This is a genomic window from Exobacillus caeni (genome assembly GCF_005747095.1).
Taxonomy (GTDB): Bacteria; Bacillota; Bacilli; order Bacillales; family Guptibacillaceae; genus Exobacillus; species Exobacillus caeni.
Genome location: NZ_SWLG01000007.1, coordinates 25,564 through 40,629, shown reverse-complemented (window position 1 = coordinate 40,629; position 15,066 = coordinate 25,564). Strand labels below are relative to the sequence as shown.

General features: G+C 37.9%; 21 protein-coding genes. 16 read left to right on the top strand and 5 right to left on the bottom strand.

Annotation, left to right across the window (positions count from 1 at the left end):
• The first annotated feature begins 127 nt into the window (after positions 1–127).
• From FCL54_RS10980 to FCL54_RS10970, 5 genes are all read left to right on the top strand, one after another.
• Positions 128–1,852, top strand: a complete 1,725-nt coding sequence (locus tag FCL54_RS10980) for an ABC transporter ATP-binding protein (protein WP_138126340.1) — start codon at positions 128–130, stop codon at positions 1,850–1,852.
• A gap of 132 nt (positions 1,853–1,984) precedes the next feature.
• Positions 1,985–2,122 (top strand): hypothetical protein, encoded by a 138-nt coding sequence (locus FCL54_RS23975; RefSeq protein WP_171016790.1) that lies wholly within the window; start codon positions 1,985–1,987, stop codon positions 2,120–2,122.
• Between the two features lie 78 nt (positions 2,123–2,200).
• The gene (locus FCL54_RS23970) at positions 2,201–2,371 is read left to right on the top strand and encodes a hypothetical protein (RefSeq protein WP_171016789.1); all 171 of its coding nucleotides are present in this window, start codon (positions 2,201–2,203) and stop codon (positions 2,369–2,371) included.
• Between the two features lie 209 nt (positions 2,372–2,580).
• Positions 2,581–2,871, top strand: coding sequence for a hypothetical protein (locus FCL54_RS10975; protein WP_138126338.1), 291 nt, complete (start codon positions 2,581–2,583; stop codon positions 2,869–2,871).
• On the top strand, positions 2,858–3,139 hold the full coding sequence (locus FCL54_RS10970; RefSeq protein ID WP_181954882.1) for a hypothetical protein: 282 nt from the start codon (positions 2,858–2,860) through the stop codon (positions 3,137–3,139). Before FCL54_RS10975 ends, FCL54_RS10970 begins: the two co-directional genes overlap by 14 nt.
• Before the next feature lie 138 nt (positions 3,140–3,277).
• Here FCL54_RS10970 and FCL54_RS10965 read toward each other — a convergent pair whose 3' ends face one another.
• Positions 3,278–4,024 (bottom strand): TspO/MBR family protein, encoded by a 747-nt coding sequence (locus FCL54_RS10965; protein WP_138126336.1) that lies wholly within the window; start codon positions 4,022–4,024, stop codon positions 3,278–3,280.
• 299 nt (positions 4,025–4,323) lie between these two features.
• Here FCL54_RS10965 and FCL54_RS10960 point away from each other — a divergent pair, with 299 nt between their 5' ends.
• From FCL54_RS10960 to FCL54_RS10950, 4 genes are all read left to right on the top strand, one after another.
• Entirely contained in the window at positions 4,324–4,656 is a 333-nt protein-coding gene (locus FCL54_RS10960) for an inner-membrane translocator (RefSeq protein ID WP_246055215.1), read from the top strand.
• Positions 4,657–4,687: 31 nt separating this feature from the next.
• Positions 4,688–4,843: a hypothetical protein gene (locus FCL54_RS23965; protein ID WP_171016788.1), complete on the top strand. Its 156-nt coding sequence runs from the start codon at positions 4,688–4,690 to the stop codon at positions 4,841–4,843.
• A gap of 138 nt (positions 4,844–4,981) precedes the next feature.
• The gene (locus FCL54_RS10955; RefSeq protein WP_138126332.1) at positions 4,982–5,227 is read left to right on the top strand and encodes a hypothetical protein; all 246 of its coding nucleotides are present in this window, start codon (positions 4,982–4,984) and stop codon (positions 5,225–5,227) included.
• A gap of 187 nt (positions 5,228–5,414) precedes the next feature.
• The gene (locus tag FCL54_RS10950) at positions 5,415–5,612 is read left to right on the top strand and encodes a hypothetical protein (RefSeq protein WP_171016787.1); all 198 of its coding nucleotides are present in this window, start codon (positions 5,415–5,417) and stop codon (positions 5,610–5,612) included.
• A 105-nt stretch (positions 5,613–5,717) separates the two neighbouring features.
• Here FCL54_RS10950 and FCL54_RS10945 read toward each other — a convergent pair whose 3' ends face one another.
• Complete coding sequence (locus tag FCL54_RS10945; protein ID WP_425467123.1) at positions 5,718–6,590, bottom strand: YitT family protein; 873 nt, start codon at positions 6,588–6,590, stop codon at positions 5,718–5,720.
• Positions 6,591–6,995: 405 nt separating this feature from the next.
• Here FCL54_RS10945 and FCL54_RS10940 point away from each other — a divergent pair, with 405 nt between their 5' ends.
• Positions 6,996–8,468 (top strand): SulP family inorganic anion transporter, encoded by a 1,473-nt coding sequence (locus FCL54_RS10940; RefSeq protein WP_138126328.1) that lies wholly within the window; start codon positions 6,996–6,998, stop codon positions 8,466–8,468.
• 203 nt (positions 8,469–8,671) lie between these two features.
• Here FCL54_RS10940 and FCL54_RS23960 read toward each other — a convergent pair whose 3' ends face one another.
• Entirely contained in the window at positions 8,672–8,833 is a 162-nt protein-coding gene (locus FCL54_RS23960; RefSeq protein ID WP_171016786.1) for a hypothetical protein, read from the bottom strand.
• 14 nt (positions 8,834–8,847) lie between these two features.
• Positions 8,848–10,422 carry a peptide chain release factor 3 gene (locus tag FCL54_RS10935; RefSeq protein WP_138126326.1) on the bottom strand — a complete coding sequence of 525 codons (1,575 nt, stop codon included), beginning with the start codon at positions 10,420–10,422 and terminating at the stop codon, positions 8,848–8,850.
• Positions 10,423–10,607: 185 nt separating this feature from the next.
• On the opposite strand from FCL54_RS10935, the gene FCL54_RS10930 reads away from it, so the two are divergent.
• The gene (locus FCL54_RS10930) at positions 10,608–10,790 is read left to right on the top strand and encodes a helix-turn-helix domain-containing protein (RefSeq protein WP_138126324.1); all 183 of its coding nucleotides are present in this window, start codon (positions 10,608–10,610) and stop codon (positions 10,788–10,790) included.
• A 57-nt stretch (positions 10,791–10,847) separates the two neighbouring features.
• On the opposite strand, the gene FCL54_RS10925 is transcribed toward FCL54_RS10930, so the two are convergent.
• Positions 10,848–11,147 carry a hypothetical protein gene (locus tag FCL54_RS10925; RefSeq protein WP_171016785.1) on the bottom strand — a complete coding sequence of 100 codons (300 nt, stop codon included), beginning with the start codon at positions 11,145–11,147 and terminating at the stop codon, positions 10,848–10,850.
• 108 nt (positions 11,148–11,255) lie between these two features.
• Here FCL54_RS10925 and FCL54_RS10920 point away from each other — a divergent pair, with 108 nt between their 5' ends.
• From FCL54_RS10920 to FCL54_RS10905, 5 genes are all read left to right on the top strand, one after another.
• The gene (locus FCL54_RS10920) at positions 11,256–11,540 is read left to right on the top strand and encodes a hypothetical protein (protein WP_138126320.1); all 285 of its coding nucleotides are present in this window, start codon (positions 11,256–11,258) and stop codon (positions 11,538–11,540) included.
• Between the two features lie 194 nt (positions 11,541–11,734).
• Entirely contained in the window at positions 11,735–11,887 is a 153-nt protein-coding gene (locus FCL54_RS23955) for a hypothetical protein (protein ID WP_171016784.1), read from the top strand.
• Positions 11,888–12,038: 151 nt separating this feature from the next.
• The gene (locus FCL54_RS10915) at positions 12,039–12,638 is read left to right on the top strand and encodes a lysozyme inhibitor LprI family protein (RefSeq protein WP_138126318.1); all 600 of its coding nucleotides are present in this window, start codon (positions 12,039–12,041) and stop codon (positions 12,636–12,638) included.
• Between the two features lie 41 nt (positions 12,639–12,679).
• Entirely contained in the window at positions 12,680–13,258 is a 579-nt protein-coding gene (locus FCL54_RS10910; RefSeq protein WP_138126316.1) for an NUDIX hydrolase, read from the top strand.
• 144 nt (positions 13,259–13,402) lie between these two features.
• Positions 13,403–15,028, top strand: a complete 1,626-nt coding sequence (locus FCL54_RS10905; protein WP_138126314.1) for an ABC1 kinase family protein — start codon at positions 13,403–13,405, stop codon at positions 15,026–15,028.
• Positions 15,029–15,066: the final 38 nt, after the last annotated feature.

Genomic DNA, 15,066 nt, shown 5'->3' with positions numbered 1-15,066 from the left:
AAGACTATATGTTTTAAAAGGCGTATCCTCAATGTAGGGTACGCTTTTTAAATACTTATTGCCTTTTATAGAATTGTAATTTACTATATTGTGAGAACAATTTCGTTAATTTATGGGGGATACCTTTATGATCAAACGCTTCTTTAGTTATTACCGCCCGCATCGGAAGCTGTTTTACATCGATTTTGTATGTGCGGTTTTAGTTGGGATTTTAGAGCTTGGATTTCCATTGGCCGTTTCCTGGTTTATCGACAGCCTTTTGCCTGAAGGTGACTGGAGTACCATTCTGGCTGTCAGCGCAGGTCTGCTTGCTCTTTATTTATTCAGTTCCGTTATGCAATTTGTCGTTAACTTTTGGGGCCATAAGCTCGGAATCAATATTGAGACAGATATGAGAAGGGAACTTTTCTATCATGTTCAACGTCAATCGTTCCGTTTCTTCGATAATACGAAAACCGGCCACATCATGAGTCGAATAACGAATGACTTGATGGATATCGGGGAGCTTGCCCACCACGGCCCCGAGGATCTGTTCATTGCCGTTATGACCTTTATCGGAGCCTTTTGGATCATGATAACGATCAACGCAAAGCTTGCATTGATTGCGATCATCATTGTTCCATTCCTTGTTTGGCTTATTTCTTACTCAAATATCAAAATGAATAAAGCGTGGACCCGGATGTATGGAAATATTGCAGATGTTAACGGACGGGTAGAAGATAGCGTATCAGGCGTTCGTGTTGTTCAATCCTTTACGAATGAAGAATATGAAAGGAAACGTTTTAATCAAAATAACTTGTTTTTCCGAGCTTCGAAACTGAAGGCTTATAAGGTAATGAGTGTGAATTTATCTGGAATATATATCACCACTCGTTTAATGACTTTGATCATTCTTGTTTACGGAGCATGGTTGAGTTTCTCAGGATTGTTGACTTACGGGGAATTAGTTGCTTTTATCCTTTATGTGAACGTCCTTTTTAAACCGATCGATAAAATTAGTGCATTACTTGAATTGTATCCGAAAGGGATGGCTGGATTTAAGAGATTTGCCGAACTGATGGACCAGGAACCGGATATTGAAAACATGCCAGATGCCATCGAAGTACCGGAGTTAAATGGAAATATCTCTTTTCATAATGTCACCTTTGGCTATGAAGAAAACAGGAGTATCCTGAACGGTTTGAGCTTTACTATCCAGTCCGGGCAAACCGTCGCTTTTGTTGGCCCATCAGGAGCAGGAAAAACAACGATATGCTCCTTGATCCCACGGTTTTATGATGTTGAGAAAGGCTTTATCACGATAGATGGAATCGATATTCGCAATATGACGAAGGAATCGCTTCGTTCCAACATCGGCATTGTTCAGCAGGATGTGTTCCTGTTTACCGGGACGTTAAGGGAAAATATAGCATATGGAAAGTTAGATGCGACGCAGGAAGAGATAGAGGAAGCGACAAGACGTGCACACCTTACAGATCTGATCGCAGCGTTGCCTGATGGGTATGACACTCAAATCGGTGAACGAGGGTTAAAACTATCAGGAGGGCAAAAACAGCGCCTGTCGATTGCCCGTATGTTCTTGAAAAACCCGCGTATCCTTATCCTGGATGAGGCCACATCTGCCCTGGATACAGAGACAGAAGCAATCATCCAGGAAGCGTTGACAGAGCTCGCCAAAGACCGGACAACGCTCGTCATCGCCCATCGATTGGCAACGATTCGAAATGCAGACAGAATTCTTGTTGTAGACCAAAACGGTATTGTGGAGGATGGTACTCATGCCGAACTGCTCTCTATTGAGGATGGGATTTTTACAAGGCTCCATGCACATCAGCATGCTTCCATTTATTAAGATAAGGCTCTGAATTACAAATGGTGAGGTGTAAACCGACATAAGTTTACACCTCACCATTTTTTTATAGAAGGAAAACAACTCGTTTTGTTGAAGTAAGAAGCGGGTTAACCAGAGATTTGAGGTGAATAGATGGGTATTTTTATCGTGGTCATTTTAATTATATTTCTGTTTGATTTTACCAGGTTAAGGAAACAAAATGCGGACATGATCGAACAGAATGAAAAGATTATTGCGTTATTAGAAGATATTAAGAATAAACAAGGGTGAAAATTGGTATTATTAAAAGATTGAGAGTTTTGTTTTATAAACTTCGCAGTTGAACTGAAACAGGGGAGAAAGTCTAAGATGAGTAAGAAAAAATTTTTTGTTATCGTTCTGTTCCTTGCATTGTCAGTTGTAATGATTTCGAACTACCAATTATTTAAGCACACAAAGCAACTGTGTGTAGAAAACAGCAAGATTCCGCATGGTGAGAAGGGCTTTTTAGCGATTAATTGGTCGGTGACGTGTGAATGATATTATCAAACTACCGAACACGATTATAATAAGTGGGATAACGTTGAGTGGTATAATGATTTCCAAATGAATAAAAGATACATATAAAGATTTTAAGAGCATGCATTTTTGCAGCTCTTTTTTGATTGTTAATTATTAAAATGAAACCGAATTTTCTTACATATCGTCTACTTATATAAAACGTGCTAAGTTTTTAAGGAGGGGACTGAATGGACTTTTTAGTTATCTTTGGCTTTCACTTTCTCATTATGGGAGCATTAGTGATGCTGGTCAGTGGAATAGTGCTTTTCTTATTTCAAAAGATTCACTTCGGCTTTATTGTATTAGTGAGTATGCTGGGAGGATATTTGTATGCTGCTATCTTTGAAGTTCCCGGGCTAGTGCCGTTTGCCATTGTTTTTAATAGCATATTTTCTCTGCTGGCAGTTTTTCTAGTCCAAATCACGTTATATGCCGGGAGAAAGGCAGACCGGATGGACGATAATCATGAATATATTTAGTCGCTGGATCGTGCCAGCAGCTTTTATCTTTATCGCGATACTATTGTTAAACAAAGGGATTGGCCTGTGGTCTCTTGGTACGAATGTAGATGGTGATGGGATCGGAGTGCACTTTTTTGTATTTGAAATAAACGATCGTGTTCCGGAGGCAAGGATTCCATATTATGCGAAAGGGTTCTTTGCAGCAAGCGCTATGATGATGCTTTTCGGAATAGGATTTCTCGGGAAAAATTTCTTAAATCTAAAGCTACATAATAACAACGACTAACCTTATTTATATTAATCAAAGAGGCTGTGATTCTAGCAGAGACCATGGTGGAAAGTTTATATCAAAAAATAACATAAATCAGGAAGGAAGGGGCTGACTCAAAAGCAAAGTGTCTGGCCCCTTTTTTAATTAAAGTTTTTATACTGATTGAAACCTTCGAAAGGCTCGGATGAGAACCACTATCGAAAGAATGCCGACGAGAACCCATGCAGTATTAACAATCATGTCATACTCCGACTGTTTTACCGTTATACCTATGAATGCCCAGATGAATACGAGAGGATATAAGAAATCTTTATTTGAAAATGCAAACCAGACAGCCAACAAACAACCGATAGCAAGCATGATCACTGTCCAGGCTTCAGCCGATATTCCCCACTGGCTCCAATTATTTTCAACTAGCACTACTCCAGTGTTTACGATTGTAGCCACTGAAATCCATCCAAGGTAAACTGAAAACGGCGCTCTTAGCCAGAAGGAAGATTGTTCAGCATCAGCTGTTTTTCTGTAAATAATAATTAATGTTAATAAAAGTGAAACCATCACAACAAGTGTTAGATTAATAAATTCATAGTGCCATAAAAGGATCCAGCCAATATTCAGAACACAGCTCAAGGCGAACCAGTAGCTTGCTTTTTTAAAAACGGGATGTTCGCGATGCTTCGGTATTAGCTGATAGATAACCCAGATACCTGTTAAAAGATAGATAAATCCCCAGATAGAGAATACATAACCGGCAGGAGTGTAAAGAACAGGGTACTGGGCAGAAACTTCGCCTGTTGTTTGGCCGTTTAGCGGGAGGGCATTTGCAAGGTAATTCATTAAGATTACTAAAAGAAAAGCGAAAAGGTTTACATACGATCGGACTGAATCATTGTTACGCATTGCTAATACCTCCTTTGAGGATAAAATTTCCCGTACTACAGGACGCAAAACAGTTTTTTGCCGTGGAATGTGCTAGTGATTAGTAATAATTAATTTAGGAGCCCAAATTGGAATCCTTTATAAACTTATCTTTTGTCTTCCATAATTACTCAAAGTGAAAATTGAAAGCCGATCTAATGGCATCGTGAAACCATATCATTGTAGCGTCGTCTTTGTTTGTAGGACGACTTTTAGCAGATTGAAGGGAATAATCGTATACATAGGAATATAATTCACTAATAGATGAACAGGGAGGGATGGTGCCAATTCTAAATATGGCCGTTTTAATCTTATTAATATTTGCATTGGCTCTTTTTACCCTTAATATCATTTTCTTTATCCAACTAAAAAGAGGAAGACTGACACTTTTAGTTGCTGGTATCATCATGATTCTCATTGCACCTGTGTTTGGCTTTTTAAGCGGGTATTTATTTTTTTACAGCCATAACGGAAATGGAACAGGAGAAGGAGCAGGATTTGCCGGAGCATTAATAGGATTGCTTACGCTGGTCAATGGAGGTGTTTTTTTAGTGATTGAACTGTTAAGGTCTTTAGCAAAACTGATTAAAGAACGGCCTGATATCAAAGGATGAAAGCAGGCCACCTACTAAATAGGGGGGACATATGTTATTTTTCATGTATTTAGCTTTCTGGGGATTTGTAATATATTTGTTAGTGACGGTTCTCCAGTTCATGAAGACCAAAACACATAATGATGAGAAACTTATACAGAAACTCGATGAATTAACTGAATTGATGAAAAAGCAGTCTAGAAGATAGTAGTTTGCCAGTGCCTAATTTTTAGTATTGTTACTGATTCATGGACACCGCACAAGCAGACAGACTACCTATACATAGAGTAGATAGTGTACAACTGTATCATGTTTCTGAATTAAAAAAGTTTGTGAGGTGATATAGATGCCTTTTTTCCCACCGAACAATCGACCAGGATCTTTCTCGCAATTTCCGCAGCGCCCTCCATTTGGACGTCCTCCCGGGAACTTACCACAGGGACCCAATCTCTGGAATCAATACGGATCACAACCAGAACAAAAACCAGGATTGACCGGTAACTTAAGCAAAATGATGTCACATGTTGGGACAATTTCTAATGGAATCAATATGATGAAGCAGGTAGGATCAATGCTGTCGTTATTCAAGTAAGAATGTGAGGGATATCCAGGAAATGTAGATATCCCTTTTTCATTTAAAACAACAAAAAATCATCCTCAAGATATCAAGAAGAATTAATAGATTGTGAAACCTGGTTGTTTCTTAATCGTCTATGGATGCAATAGGAATATCAACACGACAATTTGGAGAAAGTTCACTAAGTGCTTTTTGGGGAGGAGTGTTTAATTATCCAAATGCAAAGTTCGTACACTATTCTTTAGAGGATAAAAGTAATAACCTCCTTTATACATCGACTGCAAATATAAATGAAAAAGATGTTGTGTATCAAAAAATACCACAGGATGTTTCTAACAGCTTTCAATATCTTCATTATGAAATTTTAGATAGCGAAGGGAACGTGTTAGTTGAAAAGTGAGTATAATCAGAAAGTGATGAAAGGTACTTGGTAATTATAAGCAAAATTTATAAAAGCATATCCTTTTACCAACCCCGGGTTTGGTAAGAGGATATGCTTTTTCCCTTAATGAATGTCCCTTTTCTTAAACCTTCCACCACGAACCTCGTTGATATCAGCAACAGCCAAAAAGGCAGATGAATCCATTTCTTCAACGATTGACTTTAACTTTGCTTCCTCAAGTCTGGTCACAATACAAAAGATCACTTTCTTGTCATCCCCCGAATAGCCGCCCTCTCCTCTGAGGTAGGTAACACCGCGTCCTAAGCGGGCTAAGACAGCATCCCCGATTTCCTGTGCTTTATCACTGATTATCCAGGCGGATTTGGATTCATCGAAACCATCGATAACAATATCGATCGTTTTAAATGCAATTACATAAGCGAGAATCGAATACATTGCACGGTCCCATCCAAGGACAAATCCGCCCCATCCAAAAATGAAAATATTAAAGACCATAATGAATTCCCCGACAGAAAACGGAAACTTTTTGTTTAACAAGATAGCCAGAATTTCACTGCCATCCAACGCTCCACCATAGCGTATTACTAATCCTACTCCACTACCCAGCACAATTCCGCCAAACACAGTGGCTAACAACATATCGTCTGTAAATGCTGCTACGTGATGAAGAGAGCTGGTTGTAATGGATAATACAGTAATACCAAACAGGGTAGAAACCGCAAAAGTCTTTCCGATTTGCTTATAACCCAAATAGAAAAATGGAATGTTCAAGACAAAGATAAATATACCAAGCTTTGTTCCAGTCAGACTATATAAAATAATAGAAATACCAACGATTCCGCCGTCCATAATACTGTTTGGGACAAGGAACACTTCAATTCCCAATGCCATTAAAATCGCACCGATGAATATAAATAATGTTCGTTTTATGAACGTCTTCTTGCTAAGCTTCTGATGCCTTATTTCGTGTTGTATTTGCTGCTTTATCGATTCATCGTTCAAATTTTAAATCCTCCTGTTCCTCTATAATAGGGTGCTGAAGGAAATCAACTGATGTATAAATAAATTATATCATTGCCGGTGAGTGTATTAATAAAAACATGCCTATTTATTCTATTCAATCCATTTTTTGTTTATAAGCATTCCCTAAAATCTTTGGTAAGGAGTAAGAAGTTTTTAATAATAGATTTTTTGTTATTTACGAAAAGTGTAGATTAATTAAGTAAATGGTAGAAAAAAAGAGCAAAAACAAAATGACGTACGCTTACATTTAAGTTTGCATTTAATGGCAATCGTGCTACAATTCTTCTTGTTCAAAACGGTCCCGACTTTCATGAGAGTTGAAAGTCATTAAAATAAAAACATAGGAGAGGTGCAGATTTGAATTTAGCTTCAATTAAAAAAATATGGTTTGGGAACATTAAAAATGATGTTCTAGCTGGTTTGGTAGTAGGATTGGCATTGATTCCGGAAGCAATCGCTTTTTCAATCATCGCTGGTGTGGATCCGATGATTGGGTTGTATGCTTCCTTTAGTATGGCAGTTGTTATTTCATTCGTAGGTGGTAGGCCGGGCATGATTTCAGCTGCTACAGGGGCAATGGCCCTTCTAATGGTAACACTGGTTGCAGATCATGGCTTGCAATACTTATTTGCAGCTACGATTTTAACCGGTATCCTCCAAATTTTGTTTGGTGTGTTTAAGTTAGCAAGGTTTATGAAGTTCGTGCCACGGTCGGTTATGGTAGGTTTCGTAAATGCCCTGGGAATTCTGATTTTCACAGCCCAACTTCCGCATTTCGCAGGAGAATCCTGGGAAATGTATGCGATGGTCGCTGGAGCGCTGGCAATCATATATATTTTACCACGCTTCACAAAAGCAGTTCCTTCCCCGTTGATCGCAATTATTGTCATAACGATCGTCGCGGTATTTACGGGAAGTAATGTGAGGACAGTTGGGGATATGGGGGAACTTACTCAGACTCTACCCGTCTTTTTAATTCCAGATATTCCGTTGAATCTGGAAACCTTAAAGATTATTTTTCCTTATTCTCTAGCATTAGCAATGGTAGGTTTGCTAGAATCGCTATTAACTTCCCAAATTGTTGATGATATGACAAATACAGAGAGTAATAAGGATAGGGAATCAAGAGGACAGGGAATCGCTAACATCGTTACTGGATTCTTTGGTGGGATGGCTGGTTGTGCGATGATTGGACAATCAGTTATCAACGTAAAATCTGGTGGGAGAGGACGTCTTTCCACATTAGTAGCCGGTATCTTTTTGCTGCTCTTAATCATCGTGTTGAATAATGTACTTGTTATGATACCGATGGCAGCGCTCGTTGGGGTCATGATCATGGTATCGATCGGAACCTTCGATTGGTCTTCGTTAACAACACTTCATAAAATGCCTAAGTCAGACGCGTTAGTGATGGTTGTAACAGTAGTAACTGTTGTAGCGACACATGACCTTTCTAAAGGGGTATTCGCGGGAATCATTTTAAGTGCGGTCTTCTTTGCAGCAAAAATATCTAAAGTTCATGTTAAGAGTTATCTTGATGAAGTTCACGGTAAAAGAATCTACCAGGTTGATGGACAACTATTCTTTGCATCTGTAACAGACTTTGTTGCAAGTTTCGATTATACTGAAGACGTTAAAGCAGTTGAAATCGATTTAACTAGTGCCCATCTTTGGGACGATTCGGCAGTCGGAGCGCTGGATAAAGTTGTGATGAAGTTTAAAGACCGTGATATAGATGTAAAGCTTATCGGAGTGAACAAAGAGAGTTCTGTACTCATTAAGAATCTAGCGGTACACGACAAACAGACTAAAAAAGTAAGTGCCCATTAAGAAATGATGAGGCTGGAACAAAAATAATTAAGCTAAAGAAAAATCCGAACTAATTCGAATTCTTTTAAAGAATTTTGAATCATAGTTCGGATTTTCTTTTTTATAACGTTCTTTTTTAAAAGAGTGTTTTATTTGCACAAAAGCGATAAGTGCGACGTAGTGAACGGCCGACCGCGATTATTCTTTTCGCATTCCTGGTGATGCTAAAGATGTTCTTCTGTTAGCTTCGCTTTTTCTGACAAGATAACGAACCGCGGATAACACTTTTTAAATTCTTCAAGATTCCCGATGGTTCCAAGCTCCTTTTGTAACCCTTTGAGTTCACGAGTCTCTTCTTCAGTCAGTGAACCATACCTATCAGTCATAGAGACCACTCCTTTCACCGGGACTCTCTTAACTGCACATCCGGGTTTTTGTCTTTGAACCATCGTAATGCGAAGTTGTTTTCAAATAATATAACAGGCAGCTCATTTTGATCATAAACCAACAACAGATTAGAGGATCCTTTTGTTTTTGATTCGATGTCCTCACTAGAAGTCCATCTAGCATACTGGTGTGGGAGAGAATCAAACTGTATTTCTACGCCGTATTCATGCTTCATTCGGTATTCAAATATTTCAAACTGAAGCATCCCGACCACACCGAGCACCGTTTCATCCCACTTTGCCGTTCGATAAACCTGGACAGCCCCTTCTTCTGACAACTGTTTTATCCCTTTATGAAAGTGTTTTTGTTTTAACGCCTTTTTAGCGCGTACTTTAGCAAAATGTTCTGGAGAGAACTGCGGTAAGTCTCCATATGAAAACGTATCTTTTGAACCGCACAATGTATCCCCGATCTGGTAGGTTCCTGGATCATAGAGCCCTACGATGTCACCAGGATAGGCTATGTCGATATTTCCCCTTTCGGAAGCGAAAAACTGTTGTCCCTGTGATAACTTCATACTTTTATTTGTACGCTCAAGCCATGCTTCCATCCCTTTTTCAAATTTACCAGAGCAAACTCTCAAGAAAGCAATTCGGTCTCGATGAGCTGGATTCATATTTGCCTGTATTTTGAACACAAATCCTGAAAAAATCTCCTTATCAGGTTTTACTATTCCTTTAGAGCTTTCTCTAGAAGAGGGGGGCGGAGCTAATCGAATAAAATGATCGAGGAAAGAGGGGACACCAAAACTGGTGATAGCACTTCCAAAAAATACTGGTGTTTGTTTCCCTTGTTGGATGGCGTCTTTCTTATACGTATTTCCAGCTTCATTTAATAGTGAAATTTCTTCATGAAGTTGGCTGAACATTTCTTTTCCAATTACCTTTTCAATATTTAAATTGTTTATCTTTTCTAACTTTAACATTTGTTCTTTATCTTTTGTTTCGTAAAATTCAATTTGTTCTAACTGTCTGTCGTAGACTCCTTTAAAGTTTTGGCCCATTCCCAGCGGCCAATTCATCGGATACGATTCAATACCCAGTACTTCTTCGATTTCTTCCAGAAGTTCCAGCGGTTCTCTTCCGTTTCGGTCCATCTTGTTAACAAAGGTGAAAATGGGTATTCCCTGGTCGCTGCACACCTTAAAGAGCTTCTTCGTCTGTGCTTCTACTCCTTTAGCAGCATCTATGATCATAACGACGCTATCTACAGCCAGGAGAGTTCGGTAGGTATCTTCACTAAAGTCTTCATGCCCTGGAGTATCTAATATATTGATATAGTGATCCTGATAAGAAAACTGCATCACACTTGAAGTCACAGAAATTCCACGTTGTTTTTCGATCTCCATCCAATCCGATGTAGCAAACTTAGCCGATTTACGAGACTTTACTGTACCAGTGGACCGTATTGCTCCTCCTAAATATAACAGCTTTTCAGTAAGTGTTGTTTTACCCGCATCCGGATGGGAAATAATAGCAAATGTACGCCGCTTATTGATTTCGGTCTCTAATCTTTTATCTTTTTCCATATTGGTGTCCTTTCATTTAAATTCAAACAAAAGATAACATAAGTTTAATATGATGTAAAATAATACTGATAAATATTTTAAACTTTATTATAATCTATTATAATTAAATATAATCTGTTGAACGTTAAATCTTTTTACGTTAAAGTAATAAGGGAAAGCGGAAGCATACGAAAGGAGCGCTTCAAGTGGAACGCGAAATTCTTACTATTTCACAGGTGGCAGATTATCTTCAAATCAGTGAGATGACCACTTACAAATTAGTCCAGGAAGGGAAAATTCCCGGTTTTAAAGTTGGAAGACACTGGAGAGTGAAAAAGGCAGATTTAGCTGAATTTATAGAAAAGCAAAAGAATGGTGAAAGAATATAGTGTAAGCGATGGTTGAACGTGTTGAATAATGTTAGAGAACGTGTAATTCCTGATCTATTAGACCTGCGATCGGATTATACCTTGAACATTTTGCCAGGTATTACTTTTTAGCTCCGTATGCACCTGGTTTTGCATGTGGTTTAGAATACGGAACACAATTTTTCTAGTGGAATCTGTGAAGAATATTGTTGCGAAATTATAATGATATCGAATTGTCTCATTTGGCCAACTAGCTCCGAAGACAAAGGATCTCCTTGCTGTAACACTGGGAGGATGGTAGCGTTTTGAGGCATATTGAATCGTTTCTTCATCAAGTCCATTCTTATATTGCCTATTAAAACCAGGCGGTACCCTCATAATTATCAACTCCATTGGGAGAAACAAAAGCTGTGGTTTTCCCTTTCATTATTTCCAAGTTACAACAGTAGAGTTTGAAGAATAGAAAAGAATACGGAGGGAAGTTAATTGGGTCACAAAGTTCTTTTTGAAGTTACTTCAGATAAAGAAATTCGTTTTGCAGTAGTGTTTAATGGTCGTTTGTTTACATTTTTACTTAAGCAGATAGAACAAAATTGGGTATTCCTATCGTTTGATAAAGAACTGAAAGAAAATAAGGAGCTAGTCAAACGTATTTTCCGGATCCTGCTCCGGAAGAAAGACGTGAAAACAAAATTAGAGGACCTTCAGATTGAACCTGAAAAGATTCTATTTGAAGAGTATTATCCAGAATACGGCATTAAAAAGCAGTAAAATAAACCAGTAATTAAAAGAAAATTTCTAAATTAGATTCAAGGAAATGAAATTGTTATCCTTGCCATACTCCACCATACTTCAGAAAAAACCTTCCTGTTATTTTAAATAAACAGAATATTTGATTAAATTAGTCTTCCGTGTTATTATGTTTCCAATGAAAGCGATTACATAATAGAAAGAAGGACTCTTTTATGGTATTCTTTGAAACGAAACTCCGTAGAAAAGCCTTTGATAAACTTTCGATTCCAGAAGAGGTAAGTACTGAAAACAATTGGATATTTAACTATTCAATCGCCCTTTTAGGAATACTAGTGGTAATTGCAGAAAAAACCTTCCTGTTATAAATTTAATCCCCTGGCATATGGCCAGGGGATTTTTATCTGAAGTAAAGAATAAATGAAACTTTTGTCTTTTCTGATTCGTCATAGAAAAGGAATCGATGAATAATAAAGAACATCCTAAAAACTTGATCAATGATGAAGAAAGGTATTTTATATGAAAAATAATCGTAAATTTTTAGTAGGTATGTTAACAGCAGTATTCCTTATATTGGCTTCATGTGGAAACTCAACTGACGAGTCAAAGGTTACGCTGGACAACCAGCCGCCAGATAATAACGCAAGGCAAAATACAAAAGATAACTCTCTTGATACCGATAATATTAACGGAAATGAAGCAGACTTACCAAACGATGATCTTGCAAAACAAGAAGACTTATCTAGCAACCATACAGAGAGTTTGAAGGAAGAATATCTCAAGAAATTAAATGATACTAAAAGAGAAATCGATAAGGTACGAAATAATAATGAAGATGAAACGACATACGCTTTAAAAAAAGTGGAAGGAGATAGATACGACGTTTGGGATGGGTTGTTAAATGAGGTTTATGGAGTCCTAATAAACCAACTTCCTGCTGAAGAGATGGACCAACTAAGAAAAGAACAACGTGAATGGATAGATTACCGAGATCATACTGCAAAAGAAGCCTCCCTAAAATACAAAGGCGGCACCATGGAACAATTAGAATATGTAACGGTGGAGAACGATCTCACAGAAGAAAGATGCTTTGAATTAGTTGAAAAATATATGAGATAATTTTATTTATTAATACATTCATAAACAGTCGGGGCAAGTTGATGAGGAAGATAGGAGTTGTTTCGCGGCAGCTCCTATTTTTATTGAGCTATAGGGCAGGATTAAAGAGGAGGATTGGGTTGAATAGATATGAAGTTCCAATAAGATGCACAGGTGTTGCAACTGTGCTGTTGAAGAAGATAGAAAATGAATACAAAGTTTTACTCTTAAAAAGAGCAACTGCAGTTCTAAAAGATGTGTGGTGTTATATTGGAGGAAGTATTGAAAAAGGTGAAAAGGCCTGGGAGTCTGCTTTAAGAGAAGTTAAAGAAGAAACTGGACTATCAAACATAACTTTATACGCATCAAATAAGTTTGATCAAATATATTCACCTATAGAAAACTATATTTATGTTGCCCCTGTATTTGTTGGGTTTGTTAAAGAGAATCAGATAGTGAAATTGAATTATGAACATAGCGAATATAGATGGTTATCATTCAGTGAGGCGTTAGAACAAGTTTCATTGCCTGGAAATGATGAAGTACTTATGTTTATCGAAAAACATTTTGCGCTTAGAAAACCTCCAGAGTACATGCGAATTAAAACCGAAGAATCTTGTTCAACTGAAAAAATTTATTAAACTCCCTTTTAATGATATAGGTTATCAAACCGGGAAAAATAGTATTCTGATGATGGGCCTGATGAAACGAAAGGTCAGTTTCTCCGCTAAGGAGGAAGTAAACTGTAGAATAGGTGTTATAAAAAAAGAAATGAGTGACGACCGATGAGCTCAAAGAGTAAATCTTACAGGATGTTCAAGGTACTATCGATGGCATTTGTATTCTTCATCCAAATTTACTGGTATAAAATCAGAAGAAAACCTGAGGCTGACTGGGAGAAGTTGTGGGAAAAAATAGGGAAGAGGTTTCGAAAAACGTTATTTGAATTAGAAGGATTGCTTATTAAGATCGGACAATTATTAAGCATTCGCGCGGATCTGCTTCCCGATGGATTTATTCGCCAAATACAAGATCTTACTGATAAAGTGCCTCCATCTGAATGGGAAGAGATTGAGAGAACGCTTGAAACAGAATGGGGTGGTCCCATTGATAACTACTTACTATCTATCGATAAAAAAGCAATAGCTTCTGCTTCTATAGGAGAAGTCTACAAGGGTGTTTTAAAAGATGGTAATTCGGTTGCCATTAAGGTTCAACGTCCTCAAATTCAATCTATCATACAAACTGATTTCCGTTCTTTACGGATTATTATTTGGTTTGTTCAGCATTTTGTTCCAGTACCAAAAGGCTTTATAAATTTCGAGGTTTTATATAAAGAATTAAAGGAAGTCATTGAACGGGAACTCGATTTTTCAAAGGAAAAAAGTACGCTCCTATTTTTTAAGGAACGTTTTAAAGAAGAAGAAGTTGTCAAAATTCCTGATGTTTATTTCGAGCTTTGTACACCCAGAGTGTTGGTGATGGAGTGGGTGAACGGGATAAAGCTGACAGACCGGGATTGCGTGAATGAATTAGATATCAGCCACCGTGAACTAGCGCAGCGCCTGATCGAAGTGTTTCTCCCTCAGTGGCTTGAACCCGGTATATTTCATGCGGATCCACATTCAGGAAACGTACTGGTATCTAAGGAAGGAAAAATCATCTTGTTAGATTTCGGAATGGCAGGGGAAATCACTAAGAAAGATGCTTCCTATTTTCAAGGGTTAATAGAAAGTTTATTATCAAAGAATTACACGAAAGCGGTAGAATACTTTACAAAACTCGGCTTTTTGCTACCTGAAGCAGACCCCGGTACGATGGAAAGGCTGCTGGCTGAATTAATGTCATTCCAACCTGCACGATTAAAAGAAATGGATTTAATTTCGCTTAAATTAGAAATGAACGATATGATTCAAGCTCTTCCGATTCAAGTCCCAACAAGGTTTGTATTTTTAGGGCGGTCTTTCATGACGACGGAAGGAATGATCCGGCTCCTGATCACTGAGGATGAGGATATTATCGAATTAGTAAAACCGGTTTTTGCGGATTGGTTAAAAAAACAGGGGAATAACAGATGGTCATTCATCTGGTATTGGTTACAGTCACAACCGATATTCAAAACGATTTATTCTTTTACAGAATTTCTTAAGTTCCCTCAAAAGTTGGAGCATATAAAAGAAACCGAGCAGCGAAGGCAGTTTCAATTCACGTTATATGAAAATCGTAAGAAACAGTTACATCAAATCGCGCTCCTTGGACTTTTTGGGATTGGAGCGGGGATTTATACATCGCATCAACTGATTTTGCAGTTATCTGCAGGAGTAGGGGTTGTCTCTGGTGTGGGGTACGTGATAACGAGTTATAAATTGAAAAAATGGATGAAATACATGCATGAAAAACGAAGAGGGTAACGTGTCACTAGACAGGTTTTCCTGGAACATAATTCATT